The organism is Brevibacterium sp. UBA7493 (assembly GCF_002479565.1).
Lineage (GTDB): Bacteria > Actinomycetota > Actinomycetes > Actinomycetales > Brevibacteriaceae > Brevibacterium > Brevibacterium luteolum.
In genome coordinates, this window is sequence record NZ_DLOD01000003.1 from 398,540 (window position 1) to 416,272 (window position 17,733).

General features: G+C 68.1%; 17 protein-coding genes. 8 read left to right on the plus strand and 9 right to left on the minus strand.

Annotated features, from left to right (window positions below; genetic code table 11):
- Positions 1-43 precede the first annotated feature (43 nt).
- Both leuA and B4E96_RS03175 read right to left on the minus strand, forming a co-directional pair.
- Positions 44-1,831 (minus strand): 2-isopropylmalate synthase, encoded by a 1,788-nt coding sequence (gene leuA / locus B4E96_RS03170; RefSeq protein ID WP_102160454.1) that lies wholly within the window; start codon positions 1,829-1,831, stop codon positions 44-46.
- Between the two features lie 218 nt (positions 1,832-2,049).
- Positions 2,050-3,342 carry a DUF6636 domain-containing protein gene (locus B4E96_RS03175; RefSeq protein WP_259796330.1) on the minus strand — a complete coding sequence of 431 codons (1,293 nt, stop codon included), beginning with the start codon at positions 3,340-3,342 and terminating at the stop codon, positions 2,050-2,052.
- Positions 3,343-3,442: 100 nt separating this feature from the next.
- Between B4E96_RS03175 and B4E96_RS03180 the strand changes: the two genes are divergently transcribed.
- From B4E96_RS03180 to B4E96_RS03190, 3 genes are read left to right on the plus strand one after another with little or no spacing between them, the layout of a single operon-like run.
- On the plus strand, positions 3,443-4,345 hold the full coding sequence (locus B4E96_RS03180; RefSeq protein ID WP_102160458.1) for a L,D-transpeptidase family protein: 903 nt from the start codon (positions 3,443-3,445) through the stop codon (positions 4,343-4,345).
- 12 nt (positions 4,346-4,357) lie between these two features.
- The gene (locus tag B4E96_RS03185; protein ID WP_286956351.1) at positions 4,358-5,155 is read left to right on the plus strand and encodes a dihydrofolate reductase family protein; all 798 of its coding nucleotides are present in this window, start codon (positions 4,358-4,360) and stop codon (positions 5,153-5,155) included.
- A 25-nt stretch (positions 5,156-5,180) separates the two neighbouring features.
- Positions 5,181-6,170: a malate dehydrogenase gene (locus B4E96_RS03190; RefSeq protein WP_102160462.1), complete on the plus strand. Its 990-nt coding sequence runs from the start codon at positions 5,181-5,183 to the stop codon at positions 6,168-6,170.
- A 24-nt stretch (positions 6,171-6,194) separates the two neighbouring features.
- Here the strand turns inward: B4E96_RS03190 and B4E96_RS03195 are convergent, their stop codons facing one another.
- Positions 6,195-7,577: an alpha/beta hydrolase family protein gene (locus B4E96_RS03195; protein ID WP_286956352.1), complete on the minus strand. Its 1,383-nt coding sequence runs from the start codon at positions 7,575-7,577 to the stop codon at positions 6,195-6,197.
- Positions 7,578-7,724: 147 nt separating this feature from the next.
- Between B4E96_RS03195 and msrB the strand changes: the two genes are divergently transcribed.
- Together msrB and B4E96_RS03205 are read left to right on the plus strand one after the other, a co-directional pair.
- The gene (msrB, locus tag B4E96_RS03200; protein ID WP_286956353.1) at positions 7,725-8,144 is read left to right on the plus strand and encodes a peptide-methionine (R)-S-oxide reductase MsrB; all 420 of its coding nucleotides are present in this window, start codon (positions 7,725-7,727) and stop codon (positions 8,142-8,144) included.
- Positions 8,141-8,653 (plus strand): GNAT family N-acetyltransferase, encoded by a 513-nt coding sequence (locus tag B4E96_RS03205; RefSeq protein ID WP_259796362.1) that lies wholly within the window; start codon positions 8,141-8,143, stop codon positions 8,651-8,653. Before msrB ends, B4E96_RS03205 begins: the two co-directional genes overlap by 4 nt.
- A gap of 95 nt (positions 8,654-8,748) precedes the next feature.
- Here the strand turns inward: B4E96_RS03205 and hemQ are convergent, their stop codons facing one another.
- The 3 genes from hemQ to hemE form a co-directional block, all read right to left on the minus strand.
- Positions 8,749-9,459: a hydrogen peroxide-dependent heme synthase gene (gene hemQ / locus B4E96_RS03210; RefSeq protein ID WP_102160471.1), complete on the minus strand. Its 711-nt coding sequence runs from the start codon at positions 9,457-9,459 to the stop codon at positions 8,749-8,751.
- A 76-nt stretch (positions 9,460-9,535) separates the two neighbouring features.
- Entirely contained in the window at positions 9,536-10,999 is a 1,464-nt protein-coding gene (gene hemG / locus B4E96_RS03215; RefSeq protein ID WP_286956355.1) for a protoporphyrinogen oxidase, read from the minus strand.
- On the minus strand, positions 10,996-12,054 hold the full coding sequence (gene hemE / locus B4E96_RS03220; RefSeq protein WP_286956356.1) for a uroporphyrinogen decarboxylase: 1,059 nt from the start codon (positions 12,052-12,054) through the stop codon (positions 10,996-10,998). The genes hemG and hemE overlap by 4 nt, the downstream gene beginning before the upstream one ends.
- A gap of 98 nt (positions 12,055-12,152) precedes the next feature.
- On the opposite strand from hemE, the gene B4E96_RS03225 reads away from it, so the two are divergent.
- The gene (locus tag B4E96_RS03225; protein WP_102160476.1) at positions 12,153-12,680 is read left to right on the plus strand and encodes a HutD family protein; all 528 of its coding nucleotides are present in this window, start codon (positions 12,153-12,155) and stop codon (positions 12,678-12,680) included.
- A gap of 4 nt (positions 12,681-12,684) precedes the next feature.
- Here B4E96_RS03225 and B4E96_RS03230 read toward each other — a convergent pair whose 3' ends face one another.
- Positions 12,685-13,161: a TspO/MBR family protein gene (locus tag B4E96_RS03230; RefSeq protein ID WP_102160478.1), complete on the minus strand. Its 477-nt coding sequence runs from the start codon at positions 13,159-13,161 to the stop codon at positions 12,685-12,687.
- A 51-nt stretch (positions 13,162-13,212) separates the two neighbouring features.
- Positions 13,213-13,704 (minus strand): flavin reductase family protein, encoded by a 492-nt coding sequence (locus tag B4E96_RS03235; RefSeq protein WP_102160480.1) that lies wholly within the window; start codon positions 13,702-13,704, stop codon positions 13,213-13,215.
- A 144-nt stretch (positions 13,705-13,848) separates the two neighbouring features.
- Between B4E96_RS03235 and B4E96_RS03240 the strand changes: the two genes are divergently transcribed.
- Complete coding sequence (locus tag B4E96_RS03240) at positions 13,849-14,463, plus strand: DUF3000 domain-containing protein (protein ID WP_102160482.1); 615 nt, start codon at positions 13,849-13,851, stop codon at positions 14,461-14,463.
- Positions 14,460-15,671 (plus strand): ribonuclease D, encoded by a 1,212-nt coding sequence (locus B4E96_RS03245; protein ID WP_286956358.1) that lies wholly within the window; start codon positions 14,460-14,462, stop codon positions 15,669-15,671. Before B4E96_RS03240 ends, B4E96_RS03245 begins: the two co-directional genes overlap by 4 nt.
- 48 nt (positions 15,672-15,719) lie before the next feature.
- Here the strand turns inward: B4E96_RS03245 and dxs are convergent, their stop codons facing one another.
- Positions 15,720-17,660: a 1-deoxy-D-xylulose-5-phosphate synthase gene (dxs, locus tag B4E96_RS03250; RefSeq protein WP_259796385.1), complete on the minus strand. Its 1,941-nt coding sequence runs from the start codon at positions 17,658-17,660 to the stop codon at positions 15,720-15,722.
- Positions 17,661-17,733: the final 73 nt, after the last annotated feature.

The window sequence follows — 17,733 nt, forward strand, 5'->3', positions numbered from 1 at the left end:
GCGCTGGGATGATCGTCCCAGCGCCCTGTCGGCTCTCAGCGTGTCACTGCTGTCCGTCGAAGCTCGTCTCATCCCGCATATAGCGGTTGATCGCCGAGATGACGGCCTTGAGTGAGGCCTTCGTGATATTCGGGTGGATGCCAGCACCCCACAACACGCGGTCGCCGATAGCGATCTCGACGTAGGCCGCTGCGGTCGTGTCTGCTCCGGCGCCGATCGCGTGCTCGGTGTAGTCCTGGACTCGCACGTCGACGCCGAAGTTCTCGTTCATGACGTTGACGAGTGCGTTCAGCGGGCCGGTGCCGTGGCCTTCGTAGGAGCGCTCTTGGCCATCGGTCTCCAGGGTCACTTCGAGGCGCTCGGCGTTCTTGCCAGCGGCATCGTCATCGACGTGAGCCGATTCGGTGCGCAGTGCTGTGACTCGGAAGCGGCCCCAGCTCTTGCTGGCCTCTTCTGCCGGCAGGTACTCATCGGAGAAGATCTGCCAGATCTCCGATGCCGGGATCTCGCCGCCGGATTCGCTGTGCTGCTGGACGACCTTGGAGAACTCCACCTGCATGCGCCGGGGCATGTCGAGGCCGTACTCGCTCTTGAGCAGGTAGGTGACCCCGCCCTTTCCGGACTGGGAGTTGACGCGGATGATCGCCTCATAGGTGCGGCCGAGGTCCTTGGGGTCGACCGGGAGGTAGGGCATGTCCCATTCCATCTCGTCGGTCGGCACGCCGGCCTCTTTGGCCTTCTTCTCCCGGTCGGCGAAGGCCTTGTTGATCGCGTCCTGGTGCGAACCGGAGAACGAGGTGAACACGAGATCGCCGCCGTAAGGGTGGCGTTCGTGCACACCGATCTGGTTGCAGTACTCGACGGTGCGGATGACCTCGTCGATGTCGGAGAAGTCGAGTTCGGGATCGACTCCCTGGGAGTACAGATTCAGTGCGGTGGTGACGAGGTCGAGGTTGCCGGTGCGCTCGCCGTTGCCGAACAGGCAGCCTTCGATGCGGTCGGCACCAGCCATGATGCCGAGCTCAGCGGCTGCGACACCGGTGCCGCGGTCGTTGTGCGGGTGCAGGGAGATGGCGATGGCCTCCCGGTAGGGCACGTGACGGCAGAACCATTCGATCTGGTCGGCGTACGTGTTCGGGGTGCCGCGTTCGACGGTGGCCGGCAGGTTGACGACGGTCTCGCGGCCGTCTGCCGGCTGCCACATGTCGAGGACGTTGCCGACGATGTCGAGGGCGAACTCCGGTTCGGTGTCGACGAAGATCTCCGGCGAGTACTGGTAGCCGAAGTCGGCATCCCCGAGCAGCGACTCGGCGTGCTTCATGACCGCCTGGGTGCCGCGCATCGCGATGTCGCGGGTCTGGTCGTAGCCTTCGCCGTCGAAGCCGAAGACGACCTTGCGGAAGACCGGGGCGGTGGCGTTGTACAGGTGCACCGTCGGCTTCTTGGCGCCGACGAGGCTCTCGACGGTGCGCTCGATGAGGTCCTCACGTGCCTGGGTCAGCACCGAGATGCGCACATCATCAGGGATCGCGTCCTCTTCGATGATCTGGCGGACGAAGTCGAAGTCCGGCTGGCTGGCAGCCGGGAAGCCGACCTCGATCTCCTTGAACCCGAGGCGGACGAGCAGGTCGAACATCGCGCGCTTGCGGTCGGGTGTCATCGGGTCGATGAGTGCCTGGTTGCCGTCGCGCAGGTCGGTTGAGAGCCAGCGCGGGGCCTTGGTGATCCGCTGGTCTGGCCAGGTCCTGTCGCGCATGTCGAGGGAGATGCGGTCGAAGAAGGACTTGTACTTCGCAAAGGGCATGGGGGTCGGCTGTTGCAGTTTCGCCATGGTGTTTCATCCTCTGTGGTGTGCTCAGAGCCCGGGAGTATCGCAGGTGGGCGAGTGACCCGGCGGGTGTGTCAGCGACCGGCAGCACGGACTCCGCGGCGAGGATGCGGCCTGTGTCAGGCCTCGCCGCGGCACGGAAGGAGGAGGATGTGCCTAGCCATGCTCCCACCCTAGAACGCAGCTGCTGGCATCCATAGCCGCGTCCGAGGTGTGAGATGTCAGTTCGTGAAGTTTGCTGCAGCCCGGGCGATCTTGAAGCCCTTGCCCGACTCCATGTGCGAGCATTCGACGCCGTCCTCGTTCGAGGTACAGCGCATCCCGTGAGCCTCGAGGCTCTGGCCGTAGGCGAGCTCCTGGGCCTCACCGCTGCTCGGCGGTGCTTCGGCACACGAGAAGCCGGCACCCTCGGCATTGGCAACGACAACGGATCCCCACGGGTCGACCTTGCAGTTCTCGGGCTTGTCGGCCGGTGGGTCGTAGTCGAAGCTGGCGATCGCGCAGCGGGCGCGTTCGTTGCTGATCGTGCACGAGATGTTGCCCGAAGGCGTGGTGAAGGACTCAGCGACCTGCTCACCGGAGGTCTCGGTCGGCTCCTGGCTCGCCTCGCCCGTCGGCTCGGTGGTGTCAGCCGGTGGCGGCGGGGGCGTGTCTCCCTGGACGTCGTCGCTGCGGGTGCTGACATCCCAGACGATGTAGCCGATGCTGCCGGCGACGATGAGCGCGGCGAGGATGATGGCGATGATGGCCGGGACCGGCAGGCCGCCCTTCTTGCGCGGCGGCTGTGCCGGTGGCTGCGGGAACGATCCGGTCGGCACGCCCGGCGGCTGCCCGAAACCGGCAGACTGTCCGGGGCTCGGCGCTCCATGCCCGGGCGCATAGCCAGGTGCCGCTCCATAGCTCTGCACGGGGCTGTGACCCTGGGCGGCGGCGTAACCGGGCTGGACTGCACCGTAACCGGGCGGGGTGGCGCCGTAGGCCTGCGAGGCGGCCGGGCTGACGACCGGCGGCTGTGCCGGCGGTGGCGGTGCATCGGACGGCTGACGTGCCGGCCACACCGAGGGTGCTGCCTGCTGTTCGGCGAATGCCTCATCAGCCTTGGTCGCCTTCGGCAGGTGATCGCGCGGGATGTCCTGCTCACGGGTGCCGTCGAGCCGGTCGTCGCGGGTCTCCGCAGCGAGTTCGCGCAGCTCTTCGAGGCTGAGCATCTTCGTCGACTCCGCACTGTCTCCGGCGGCGCCGACAGGCTCCGGCGAAGGCTGGCCGGCAGGCGCTGCCTGCGGCTGAGATGGGGCGGTTGGTGTTCCGGTCACCGGCGGCATCGCAGCGGTGGCATCGGCCTGCGGCTGGTTTCCGGAGGGCCCGCTGGCTCCCGGGCCGGCGGGGTCGGCAGAGCGGTCGGCGCCCGGCTTGGGCTGGCCGACGAAGAGCTGGGTCGTCAGCGACTCCTCGGGTTCGGAGTCGGCGCGGCGGCGCGGCTGCGGCCGGTGCGACGGCGGTGGTGGCAGGGTCATAGTGCTCCCAGTTTAGTCTGCTGCTCACAGCCGCGTACTCAGGAGGTGGCCAGGCGCGCCGGATCCTGCACTGCCTGCTCAAGCATGGAATAATGGCAGTATGCCCATCGCGCCGAAGACAGTCCTGCCGGCTGCTGTGCTGACAGCGGCCGCACTGCTCGTCTCCGGATGCGGCGCAGCCGGCAGCGCCAACGCGCAGGCAGCCGGTGACGGCGCTCCGGTCGCTGCCGAGAGTGTCGGCTCCAGCCTCAGCGCTCCGCAGCTGCAGGCTCCCGGTGATTTCCCGGCCCCAGCCGTCCAGGCGCCCATCGAGCCCAACGCCGCCGATTCCACCGCAGACGACGAAGCGGCCAGCACCCCGGATGCTGACAAGGTCATGCCTGCCGATGACATCTCCGCCGGTCAGACGTTCCCATCCCTGCCCGGTGTCGGACCCGAGACGCGCAGCGATGTGCCCGATTCGGCCCGCCAGGTGCTGGTGGCCATCGGTGAGGACGAGAAGGACACGCAGAACCAACTGGTGCTCTACCAGCGTGCTGACGCCGACTCCGAATGGGAGGCGGTCAAGGTCTTCACCGCCCACAACGGCCGCAGCGGCTGGGCAGAGGAACGCCGCGAGGGCGACGGCACCACGCCGGTCGGCGTGTTCGCTCTCACCGACGCCGGTGGGGCCAAGGCAGACCCGAACTCGAAGCTGCCCTACACCCAGGACAGCGGCCTGCGCGATGGCGCCGCCCAGGTCTACGGTGAGGACTGGCGCGATGTGTTCGACTACGTCATCGCCATCAACTACAACCGCAAGCCCGGCACTGCCCCGACGGACAACACCCGCCCGATGGGCTGGGACGCAGGCGGCAAGATCTGGCTCCACGTCGACCACGACTCCCCCACCCGCGGCTGTGTGACCGTGCCGACCGATGAGATGCAGTATCTGCTGCAGACCATCGATCCTGAGCTCGATCCGCACATCGTCATGGGTCCTGCGGACATCCTCGGCCGGTGAGTCGGGCAGCGCATGGCGGCACGAGCTGACTTCCCCACCCGCACGACACTGCGCGAGCTGACCCCGCAGGCCCGGCTGCTGCCCTATGAGCTCGGCGAGCCGGCGCTGACCGCTCTCTATGATTCCGGCCCGCTGACTGGCCCGCACGGCATGCGGGTGCAGGCGAACATGGTCACCACTCTCGACGGGGCGGTCACCGGCGCCCACGGCAGCTCCCGGGAGATCTCCTCCCCTGCCGATATGCGGGTCTTCTCCGTGCTGCGCGCCCTGGCCGATGCCGTCGTCGTCGGAGCCGGCACCGCCCGCGCCGAAGGCTACACCCGGCTTGCCGCCAAGCGCGCCCACCTCGCCCAGCGCCGCCGCCGCGGCCAGGCCGACGTTCCCGCACTCGTCCTCATCACCGCCTCCGGAAACATCGACACCGACCGTCTCGATGCCGCCGGCAACTCCGATGTCATCGTCCACACCTCATGTGCGGATGAGGCGACGCTGGATCGCCTGCGCGGCTACTTCGGGGACGGCAACGTCGTCACCCATGCAGACGATGTCACCCCGGCAGCGGTGCTCGCTGACCTCCGCGCCCGAGGGATGCGCCGGGTGCTGTGCGAAGGGGGGCCCGCCCTGCTCGGCACGTGGCTCCAGGCCGGTGTCATCGACGAGCTGTGCCTGACCGTCAGCCCCCTCATCACTGGCACGGGCCCAGGCCTGGTGTCCGGGCCCACCTTCGACCCGCCGCTGCGAGCCCGCCCGCTGTCCCAGCTGACCGACGGTTCGGCGACCATCCACCGCCTGCAGCTGGACTCTCCCTGAACCACCCCACCGATAGGAGCACATCATGACCCGCACCATCGCCGTCACCGGGGCCGCCGGACAGATCGGCTACAGCCTCCTCTTCCGTCTGGCAGCAGGATTCGTCTACGGCGATGAGCCGATCCGCCTGCGCCTGCTCGAGATCCCGCAGGCGATGCAGGCCCTCGAAGGCGTCGTGATGGAACTCGACGACTGCGCCTTCACCCAGCTCGAAGCCGTCGAGATCACCGACGACCCCGCTACCGCGTTCGACGGTGTCGATGCCGCGCTGCTCATCGGTTCGATGCCGCGGAAGAAGGGCATGGAGCGTGCTGATCTGCTGCAGAAGAACGGTGAGATCTTCTCCACCCAGGGCCGTGCGCTGGAGAATGCCGCCGGCCATGTCAAGGTCGTCGTGACCGGCAACCCGGCCAATACGAATGCGCTCATCGCCTCCCACCACGCCCCGGATATCCCGAAGACGCAGTTCACCGCTCTCACCCGGCTCGATCACAACCGGGCGCTGTCCCAGCTGGCGGCAAAGGCCACCGAGGTCACCGGTGAGCCGGTGCAGGTCCAGGACCTTGAACGGGTCGCCATCTGGGGCAACCACTCCGCCACCCAGTACCCCGACATCTCCCACGCCCGGCTGACCGGCCGGCCGCTGGCCGAGGTCATCGGCGATGAGGCGTGGGTGGCAGATGAGTTCGTGCCGACGGTCGCCAAGCGCGGCGCGGCGATCATCGCCGCCCGCGGAGCCTCCTCAGCAGCCTCGGCAGCGCACGCGACGCTGGAGCACCTGCGCGACTGGGAGCACGGCAGCAACGGCGGCTGGGTGTCGATGGCGGTGCATTCACAGGGTGAGTACGACGTGCCGGCAGGCCTCGTCTCCTCGTTCCCCGTCGTGTGTGCCGACGGCGGCTATGAGATCGTCACCGGCCTGGAGGTCGATGCGTTCTCCCGCAAGCACATCGATACCTCGGTCGCTGAGCTGCAGGCCGAGCGGGAGACCGCCCAGGAGCTCGGCGTCCTGTGAACCGGTGGCCTGCCGGCCGCTGAATCAGCGGTCGACAGGCAGGTCCAGGCAGCCGTCGCCGCGCCCGAGCTGCCGGTTGCTCAGATCGAGCAGCCGCGAGTTCTCCTGCGCGACAGTGTCACCTGATGATGCTGCGTGAGTCGGCTGCGTCGGTGACGCGCTTGCCAGTCGGGCCGGTTCTGCTGGCTGCCGGCGGCTGGGCAGCGGGCTGCGCAGCACCTTCGATTCGAGGAAGTTCGCCACATCATCCGACCAGCGCTCCGGGTCGGTGTTCCACTCCTTGGTGTGCCGGCCCTTGGTGTAGCTGGGCATCGTCACGAGGTCGCGGCGCACATTCGCCAGGGCATGTGAGGGACCGGTGGGGACGAATTCGTCGCTTTCGGAGTGGATGAGCAGCAGCGGCTTGTCCAGTTCGGCGGCTCGGGTCAGCCAGTCCATCCGGTCGAGGTCGAGCGGGGTCTCCAGCCCGGTGATCCGCCGGGCCCACGGGCGGGTGATCATATCGAGGGTCAAACGTGCGATCGGGGTGGGCAGGAAGTTGAGCTTGGCCTGATGGTCGAGCACGTTGTACCAGTCGACGACCGGCCCGTCGAGGACGAGGGCGCGGATGTGGTCGCGGTTGCGGCCGCGGGAGGCGGCCTGGAAGGCGATCGCCCCGCCCATCGACCAGCCGAAGAGCACGACGTTCTTCGCACCTCGGGCCAGGGCGTAGTCGATGGCGACATCGACGTCGAGCCACTCGGTGTCTCCCAGCCCGTAGCGGGCAGACCGGCCGACCCGCACCTCGGCGTCGTTGCGGTAGGCCATCGCCAGGGCCGGCATGCTCAGCGAATCGAGCACGGGGCCTGCGCGCAGGCATTCGGCGCGGGTCGCACCGCGACCGTGGATGAGGATCGCCCACGTGTCACTGGGCTTCTCAGCGGTCGTCGGCAGATACCAGGCCGGCAGCTCGCCGACATCGGAGACGAGCGCGGTGTCCTCATACGGTAGGTTGAGCTGGTCGGGATGTGAGTAGAACTGGCCGGTCCAGCGGCCCCAGCGGGCGGTGCGCAGGTTGCCGGAGGTGACGGCGAGGACTTCCCGCGAGACGGTCTGGGAGACTGGGTCGTATTCGATGATATCGCCGAGCTGGGCGTGGCCGGTCGCCGAATCGAAGTACAGGCCGTAGCGGCCGTTGACGAGGGTGTCGTCGGTGGCCGGCAGGTGGACGCGCATATCGTCGTCGAAGCCGTCGACGTGCAGGATCTCCAGGTCCTCAGGGGCGTGTTCGGGGACGACGATGCGGCGGGCGAAGTAGGCGGCCAGCCCTGATGAGGCGACCGAGACGACCGCCCCGGCGGCCAGGCCCGCCCCGAGTCCGGCCACGGTGGCCCGCAGCGCCCGGTTCTTGAAGTCCGCGTGAGTCATCTGTGTCCCTCCTGGCTCTCATCCTACTCATCTCACCTGGGGTGGGATTCCAGGAAGCACGGAGGATTTCAGCTGGTGTTCACCTGGCTCACGGAGCCTGCGTGCCTGGTAGCGTGAGCACATCCGCATCAGGGAGGAGCCAGACGCATGACCGAACCGACCCACGCTCCCGGCGCTGCCGAGCGCAGCGAACGGCAGTGGCAGGAGATCCTCTCCCCTGCCGAATACCAGGTGCTGCGCAAGGGCGGCACCGAACGGCCGTTCACCGGCGAGTACACCGACCACACCGCCACCGGCGTCTACTCGTGCCGGGCCTGCGGGGCTGAGCTGTTCCGCTCGGAGACGAAGTTCGACGCCCACTGCGGGTGGCCTGCCTTCTACGCACCCCTGGCCGAGGACCGGGTGCGCTACATCGAAGACCGGACGCTGGGCATGGTGCGCACCGAGGTGCGCTGCGCAGCCTGCGACTCCCACCTCGGGCACGTGTTCTACGGGGAGGGCTTCTCCACCCCGACCGACGCCCGCTTCTGCATCAACTCGATCTGCCTGGGCTTCGACGACGCATGAGCGGCGACCTGATCGTTAAGCCCTTTGCCGAGCTGACGACGACAGAGCTGTACGGGATCCTGCAGCTGCGCTCAGCGGTCTTCGTCGTCGAGCAGGACTGCGTGTTCCTCGACCTCGACGGCGTCGACACTGTGCCCGAGACGCTGCATGCGTTCTTCCCGCAGCCGGCTCGCGCCTCCCGCGACTCCCACGGCAACGACACCGGTGTCTCGGTCATGCCGGCCGCCTATGCGCGCGTGCTGCCGCTGGGCTTCCCGGATGGCCCGGCAGGTGCCGACGACGCCTATTCTATCGGCCGGGTGGTGACCGATCCCGAGGTGCGGGGCACCGGTGCAGGCGGGCGCCTGCTGGCGGCCCTGGTCGCGCAGCTGGGCCGTGAGCCGCTGGTGATGAATGCGCAGAGCCACCTGGAGGGCTTCTACGGCCGGTACGGATTCGTGCCCTCGGGCCCGCGGTTCATGGAAGACGGCATCGAGCACACCCCGCTGCGCCGCGAAGCAGGACTGTGATCAGATGACTGTGCCGGCCCACGCGGATGCGGGGGCCGGCACAGTGTCGTTTCAGGCGCTCAGCGCCGCTCAGATGGTGAGCGCTACTCAGCCGGTCAGCGCCACAGGGCGATGATGTCGGCCAGGTCCTTACGCGGGCCGGTGAAGAACGGGATCTCCTCACGCACGTGCAGGCGGGCCTCGGTGTCGCGCAGGTCGCGCATGAGGCTGATGATGCGGTCGAGGTCGTCGGCTTCGAAGCCGAGCAGCCACTCGTAGTCGTTCAGCGCGAAAGCGGCGATGGTGTTGGCCTTGACGTCCTTATAACCGGCGGCGGCCTTGCCGTGGTCGCGCAGCATGGTGGCCCGTTCCTTCGGATCGAGCAGGTACCAGTCGTAGGAGCGGACGAACGGGTAGACGCACAGGTAGTCGCCGGGGTTCGGGTCGGTGAGGAAGGCCGGCAGGTGGGACTTGTTGAACTCAGCCGGTCGGTGCTGGCCGATGCATGACCAGACCGGTTCGAGCAGTCCGCCCAGCAGCGAGCGGCGCACAACGGAGTAGGCCTCCTGCAGCACCTCGACTGAGGGGGCGTGCCACCAGAACATCAGGTCGGCATCAGCGCGCATGGCAGAGATGTCGTAGGTGCCGCGGACGACGAGGTCCTTATCAGCCAGTGCTGCCAGGCCCTCGTTCAGCTCGGCTGCCAGTTCGGCCCGGTCGGCTTCGCCGAGCTCACCGGCGACGGCGAAGACGCTGTAGCCGGCGTAGCGGATCTCGCTGTTGTACTTCTCGATCTGTTCGGGAGTGGGCTGAACGTAGTCAGACATTCCTTCGTTCCTCTCTGCGGCCGTGGCGGCCATGTCTGTTCGGGGTGGGTGGTCTCAGGGTCGGCGGGTCATCGGTTCAGGTGCTGGTGGCGGCGGTGAGGCCGGTGGCGATCCGGTTCGCCTCTGCTGCTGCGCGTTTGAGGCACACTGGGATGCCGACGCCGTCATAGGCGGCACCGGTGAGTCCGAGACCGGCGTGCCGGGTCAACGCGGTGTCGATGGCGGCGCTGCGGTCCAGGTGGCCGGGCCGGTACTGGGGCAGCGACTGGGTCCAGCGCTGGACTTCCATGTGCCGGCATTCGGCGTTGCTGCCCGTGATGTCACGCCAGTCGGCGAGCGCCCGGGCGGCGAGCTGCTCGTCGTCGAGGACGGCCCAGGTGTTCGGGTCATCGCCATAGCGTCCGACGCTCATCCGCACGACAGCGGTGCCGGCTGGCAGTGCGTCTTTGAGCCACGGCCATTTGTTCGAGGCGAAGGTCGAGGCCTTGATGAACCGGCCTTCGGTCGGCGGTATGAGGAACCCGGAACCGGACATCGGCTGGTCACCGGTCTCAAGCACGGCAGTGACGACGGCGGAGTCGGCGTAGTCGAGGTCGCTGAGGATGCCTGCGATCTCAGCATCGATGTCAGCGAGAATCGGTGCGGCTGCATAGGCCGGAACGGCAAGGACGACGGCCTCAGCCGGCAGCAGCTGCTCCCCTGCCGCCACCGTCCAAGCAGCCTCGCCGCAGGCCTCATCGCCGGCAGCCGTACCCGGCTGCAGAGCGGTGACGGGGGTGTTGAGGTTGATGCGCACGCCATGGGCGCGCAGGTCATCGGCAAGGGCGGTGATGAGGCGTCCGATGCCGCCGGGCAGGGTCATGAACACCGGCGGGGCGTCCTTCGACTTGGTGCCGGGGATGTTGGCACCGGAAGCCGCACTGCGCTGGGCGCGCACCTCGCTCACCGCCTCGAGCACAGACGTGCCGGCGTGGGCGGCTGGCAGCAGCGCGGGAATGGTGGCAGCCATCGACAGGTCGCGGCAGCGCCCGGCGTAGACTCCGCCGAGCAGCGGGTCGACGATGACATCGGCGACCGCATCGCCTAACCGGGAGGCGATGAACTCACCGACCGACACGTCGCCGTCGGCAGGATCGGTGAGCGTCTCTGCCTGGGCGCGGTCCACCTCGGGCGCGGTGAGGATCCCGGCCAGGCTGCCCGGATCGCTCGGCACGCCCATGAGTGTGTCCGTGGGCATCGGGTGCATCGCATCGCGGACGAACAGCTGCGAGGAGTGCTCCCGGGAGGGGAACTCCAGATCGAGGCCGAGCTCAGCGCACAGCTCCTTCGTCTCAGGCCGAACGAACAGGCTGGCCTCAGCACCGACGTCGGCGCCGAAGGGCGCGTGCCCGCCGAGTGTCGAGGTCTTGAGGCAGCCGCCGAGCCGGTCGGAGGCCTCGCACACGGTGATCTGGGCATCCGGCAGCGCGCGGGTCAGCCGGTAGGCGGTGGCGAGCCCCGAGATCCCGGCCCCGGCGATGACGATGCGCGGTGCGCTCACTTCGGGTCGTCTCCGCTCAGCAGCGCGGCGGAGATGCGGTGGACCTCGTCGACGATCCGGCCGGGCACCTCGGGGTCGGTGGCCGGCAGCACGCCGTGGCCGAGGTTGAAGATGTGCCCGCCGCTGTGGGTCAGGCCGTCGCGCACGATCTGCTCGATGCGCGGCTGGAGGGCCTCCCACGGGGCGAAGAGCAGGGCCGGGTCGAGGTTGCCCTGCAGCGCCTGACCGGGCTTGAGGCGGGTGGAGGCGTCGGTAAGTTCGACGCGGAAGTCCGCGCCGACGACATTCGAGCCGGCCTCAGACATGGCCGGCAGCAGCTCACCGGTCTGCACGCCGAAGTGGATGCTGGGCACGTCGTGATGTGCGAGGTCTGAGAAGACGCGCTGGGAGTGCGGCAGCACGTGGGTGCGGTAGTCGCGCGGGCTGAGGTAACCGGCCCAGGAGTCGAAGAGCTGGAAGGCCTGCGCGCCGGCGTTCAGCTGCACGTCGATGAACGTCGTCGACATAGCGGCGAGCTTGCCGAGCAGCTGGGAGAACATCTCTGGGGCGCCTGCCATCATCGCCTTGGTCTTCTCGTGGTTGCGGCTCGGGCCGCCTTCGATGAGGTAGCTGGCAAGCGTGAACGGGGCGCCGGCGAAGCCGATGAGGGCGGTGTCCTCGCGGGTGGCGAGTTCGGCTGCGATGCGCGAGATCGATTCGGTGATGTCGGGCATCATCTCGGCGGTGAGCTCGGGCAGGCTGTCGATATCGGCCTGGGTGCGCACTGGGTGGGCGATGACCGGGCCGACGCCGGGTTCGATGACGACGTCGATGCCGGCGGCCTGGAGCGGGACGACGATGTCGGAGAAGAAGATCGCGGCGTCGACGTTGTGGCGGCGCACCGGCTGCAGGGTGATCTCGGTGACGAGGTCGGGGGTGCGGCAGGCTTCGAGCATCTGGTTGCCCTGACGCAGTTCGCGGTACTCGGGAAGGGAGCGGCCGGCCTGACGCATGAACCAGACAGGGGTACGGTCTACCGGCTGAGAGCGCGCTGCACGCACAAGAGTCGTCGTCATGGACCTATCGTCTCATCTGTGGCTGGCGGGGAGAAAACCGTTCGCCCTCCAGAACAGCCCGTCTCACGGGCACCGGTACCGGCGTCTAGGCTGGCGGTATGACACGTGAGCTGACACCGATCGCTACCTATGCCGACCAGCCGGCGGCCCCCTGGGCCAATGGGGCCGGTTCGACCGTCGAGCTCGTCTCCCTCGATGCTTCCGCGGCACTGACGCCCGGGCTTCCTGCCTGGCGGCTGTCGATCGCATCCTTGGAGCGGCCGGCTGCGTTCTCAGCGCTGCCAGGCATGCGCCGGATCTTCCGGCCGATCGGCGCCGATGTCGTCCTCGACATCGACCGCACCCGGTTCGCCCTAGCCGACGGTCAGGCGTGCGTCTTCGACGGTGCCGCAGTGACGGAGCTCGTCGAGCTGCCCCGACCGTGTCACGCCGTCAACCTCATGATCACCACCGCCGAGGCGGTGGCCGCCTCCGCTGGCGAGCCACCTGACCCCGTGGTCGACGGGACCTTCCTCCTCACCCTCGGTGGCTCCCGCCTCGGGCCCGGTTTCACGCTGCTGCGCACAGACGAACCGGCACCCAGTGGCATGACGGATCATGCCGGGGTGCAGGTGCTGCGGTTCTGAGAGTTCAGTCGTTGCGGGCGGCGACCGAGGCGCACAGCACGGTGGCGAAGGCGCACCACGCCGGGTACGGGGCCAGCGCACAGCCAGCTGCCGGTTCCTGCTTGCCGACCTGGCGGGCGAGGGAGACCGAGGATGCCGTGAGCGCGACAGCGACACCGGTGGCCGTCCAGCGGCGCTTGCCGCCGAAGAACGCCATCGACCAGCCGGCGTTGAGCCCGAGGTTGAAGACCAGTTCGCCGACGAGACGGCGGCGCTCCTTCTCGGTGCGGGCCTTCTTCAGCGCGTGGGCGGTGGTGGCGGCGATATCGGCGTACAGCGTCGTCCAGGCGATCGGGAAGACCTCACTGGGCGGAGTGAAGTCCGGCTTGTCGAGCTTGTCGTAGTCATCGAGACCGGCGCGTGTCGCGACCGAGCCGGCGACGGCGGCGGCAGCGGTGAGTGCACCGGTGAAGGCGAGCTGGGGCAGGAACTTCCGGGACATGGTCCCTTCCTTGCAGTGGCGGTGTCAGTGACGGGTCGTGCGCAGGTCAGTTCAGATCCGGTCGGCGGCGTCGAGGGCGTAGAACTCGCGGTCGACGTAGACGAGTGCCCGGCCGGGCTCTGCGGTGATGATGTCGGTGATCTCTCCGACGCAGACGGTTGAGTCGCCTGCCGGCGTCTGGGAGGCGAAGCGGCAGTGCAGCACAGCGTGGGCGCCGGGCAGGTACGGGTCGCCGCCTTCCAGGGTCGCAAAGCCCTGTTCAGGGGTGAAGCGCGGGCCATCGGAGCGGGCGAAGGCGCGGGCGATCTCGGCGTGTTCAGCACCAAGGGTGTTGACGACGAAGGTCTCGGCACCGAGCAGCCGGGAGGCTGAGTAGCGGGCGGTGGAGACGGAGAAGTGCAGCATCGGCGGCTGCAGGGTGACGCTGGCGAGGCTGGAGACCGTCAGGCCGATCGGCCCGTCTGGTGACTGTGCGGTGATGACGGCGACTCCGGCGGGGTGGTGCCGGAAGGCGTGCTTGAAATCCTCAGGGTCTGCGCTCATCGGCAGCGGTCTCCTTTCGTCCTGTCTGCCGTAACATTCCTTGCCGCCACTTTAGTCCCGGCTCCGGTGGTCGATGCCATTCAGCCGCGACGTGCCCGGCGTGGACGCTCGCTGTTGTCAGTGCCTCGACCTACAGTGTGAAGTGTGATAGCCCCATCACCGCTCAACCGGATCCCGCAGGCCTTCGCCCGCGCAGCCGATGTGCTGCGCTCACCGCGCGAGGATGCGCGCATCGAAGTCAGCGAGATCCCCGCCCCCTCGAAGCTGGCCCCCTACGCGATCGCCCTCGGTGCCGAGGTTCGTGCCGATGAGGCCTTCCAGGCGGCCACCGGCGAGGACATCGAGGAGCTGGCCACCGGCCGGATCGTGCTGCTCTACGACCCCGCCCGCCCTGAGGAGTGGGAAGGGGAGTTCCGGCTGGTGAGCTACATCCGCGCGGAGCTTGAGGCTGAGATGGGCAATGAGGCGATGCTCGGCCCGGTCGCCTGGTCATGGCTGACCGAGGCGCTGGAGACCCACGACTGCGAGATCGCCAAGGCAGGCGGCACCACAACGCGTGTGATGTCCGAGAGCTTCGGAACCCTGGCCGGCCGGCCGTGGACGGTCGATCTGGAGCTGCGCGCCTCCTGGACCCCGGTCGTTGAGGATCCCGAGGAGATGGGCAACCACGTCAATGCCTGGATCGACCTCATCGGCATGGTCGCCGGTCTGCCCCCTGTTCCCGAAGGCGTGACGCCGCTGCCGGGGCGACGCCGGTGAGCTCACGCCACGTCGACGAGAATCTGCCCCTGCTCGCCCGCCCTGCCGGCGGTGTTCCTGAGGTCATCGACACCACGACCTCCCTTGACGAGGTCGCCCATCTGCTGGCTTCGGGCACCGGACCGGTGGCTGTCGATGCCGAACGCGCTTCCGGCATCCGCTACGGGGATCGGGCGTTTCTCATCCAGCTCAAGCGCACCGACAGTGGGATCGTGCTCATCGACCCCGAGGCGCTGCCGGACCTCAGGCAGGTCGATGCCGCGCTCAGCGGTGTCGAGTGGATCCTGCATGCTGCGACCCAGGACCTGCCGTGCCTGGCCGATCGCGGGATGACGCCCTCGGCGCTGTTCGACACCGAGCTGGCCGCCCGGCTGCTCGGTGCCGAGCGTTTCGGGCTTGCCGCGTTGGTCGGCAATGAGCTCGGTGTGCGCCTGGCCAAGGAGCACTCCTATGTCGACTGGTCGAAGCGCCCTCTGCCCTTGGATTGGCTCAACTATGCCGCCCTTGATGTCGAGGTGCTCATCGAGCTGCGCGAATCTCTGGCGCGCCAGCTGCGTGAGACCGGCAAGGACGAGTTCGCCCGGCAGGAGTTCGAGCATCTGCTCGGTTTCCAGCGGCGCGTCCATGCCGAACCGTGGCGGCGGATCAGCGGTCTGGGAACGGTGAAGTCACGCCGCGCTCTCGCCCGGGCCCGGCAGCTGTGGCTCGACCGGGATGCGGCAGCCTCCAGCCGCGACATCGCACCGACCCGGCTGCTGCGCGATCGGCTGCTCGTGGCCCTGACGGATCCGAAGGTGCGCACGATCGATGACATCTACCGGCTGCCTGGTGGCAAGGAGCTCTCCGGACGGGCGGCGGCGAATGTGCTGCATTCCCTGCAGCGTGCCGATGCGCTGCCGGATTCCGAGCTGCCGCCGCGCCGTCAGCCGCAGCCCAAGACGGGTCCGCGCGCTGACCGGGAGGTCGCCACGGCGCGATCGGAGAAGATGCGCGCTGCCGTGGGAGCTGTCGCAGATGAGCTGGAGATGCCCCATGACGTGCTGCTGACCCCGCGGATCGTGAAGTCGCTGGCGTCTGAGCGGACGGTCGGCGATGTCACCGATGTCGAAGCCTATCTGGCGGCCAACTCAGCTAGGCCGTGGCAGATCGAGCGCACCGCCGAGGTGCTCGCCGAGGCGGCACACGCAGCCGACAACGCCACCAGCTGAGATCTGACTCAGCACAACCCGTCATCTGATGCGATGACGGCTGGTTCCTCACATGGCGCGGCGGCTGGCCCGATGGGCGCGCTCAGCCAGATGCGGGGGCAGCATGTGCAGAGTGTTGTCGAGCATGTCCGGCACCGACAGGCCGGCGTATTCGAGGATCTCCTCACGCGTGCCGTGCGGCAGGAACTCATCGGGCACACCGAGTTCGACCACACCGGTGCGCGAATCCTCATCGCGCAGATCCTGGCGGATCTGCGAACCGATGCCGCCGATCTTCACACCGTCCTCGACGACGGCGACGAGCGCATGGTCCTTGCCCATCGTCAGCACCGAATCCGGTACCGGCAGCACCCAGCGCGGGTCGATGACCGTCGCGCCGATCGCACGCTGCCGCAGCTCCTCGGCCAGCGCCAGGGCACGATCGGCCAGCGCGCCGACAGAGACGATAAGCACATCGCGATCAAGGCCGTCAGCGGGTTCGGCGAGGATGTCGACACCGTCCTCGGTCCGCGACAGCGCCTCGATGTCGTTGCCGACCGAACCGCGGGAGAACCGCACGACGGTCGGGGCGTCTTCGATCGCGACTGCTTCGTTGAACTCCTCGACGAGCCGGGTGGCATCGCGCGGAGCGGCCAGCTGCAGGCCGGGCACGACCTGGAGCATCGCGATGTCCCAGATGCCGTGGTGGCTGGCACCGTCAGGGCCGGTGATGCCGGCGCGATCGAGGACGAAGGTGACTCCCTGCTTGTGCAGGGCCACATCCATGAGCAGCTGGTCGAAGGCGCGGTTGAGGAAGGTGGCATACAGGCACACGACCGGGTGCAGTCCGCCGTAGGACAGTCCGGCGGCCGAGGCGACGGCGTGCTGTTCGGCGATGCCGACGTCGAAGACACGCTCGGGGAACTCCTCAGCGAAGCGCTTGAGGCCGACCGGGATGAGCATGGCCGCGGTGATCGCGACGATGTCCTTGCGCTCGCGGGCGATGCGGGTGATCTCGTCTCCGAACACCGACGTCCACGACGTCGACTTCGACGGCTGTGAGCGGCCGGTCTCGGCGTCGATGACGCCCACGGCATGGAACTGATCGTCCATGTCGGCCATCGCCGGGGCGTACCCGTAGCCCTTCTGGGTCAGTGCGTGGACGATGACCGGGCCCTGATCGTAGTCCTTGGCCTTGGCCAGGGCGCGTTCGAGGCTGTCGAGGTCGTGCCCGTCGACAGGTCCGACGTATTTGATGCCGAGTTCGTCGAACATGCCGGTCTCGGCTGGGGCCATCATGTCTTTGAGGCCCTTCTTCATGCCGTGCATCGCCGAATAGGCGGCCCGGCCGGGAGGCCCGGACTGCTGCAGGCGCTCTTTGCCCCAGGAGAGGAACTTCTCGTACTGCGATGAGGTGCGCAGCGAGTCGAGATGCTCGGCGAAGCCGCCGACGGTCGGGGCATACGAGCGGCCGTTGTCGTTGACGACGATGATGAGCTTGCGCGGCGGCTGGGACTTATCAGCCGCGATCGTATTCAGCGCCTCCCAGGCCATGCCGCCGGTGAGTGCACCGTCACCGATGACGGTGACGACGTGCCGGTCCTGCTCCCCTGTCAGCTGGCGGGCCTTGGCGATGCCGTCGGCCCAGGACAGCGAGCTGGAGGCGTGCGAGTTCTCGATGACGTCGTGTTCGGATTCGGCTCGGGACGGGTAGCCGGAGATGCCGCCGCGCTGGCGCAGTGTGGAGAACTCCGGGTAGCGGCCGGTGAGCAGTTTGTGGACGTAGCTCTGATGGCCGACGTCGAAGAGGATCGTGTCACGCGGGGACTCGAAGACCCGGTGGATTGCGGTGGTCAGCTCGACGACGCCGAGATTGGGGCCGAGGTGGCCTCCGGTCTGCGCCACGGTGGTGATGAGGCAGTCACGGATCTCCTTCGTCAGCACCTGGCACTCGGCGGTGCTGAGCTGTCTGACGTCCGCTGGCGAAGTGATGTTCTCCAGGAAGGTCATACGGTTGTCGACTCCTTTACGCTGCTCCTCATCGGCAGCTGACACACATGCGTCATATCCGATTTCATACGGT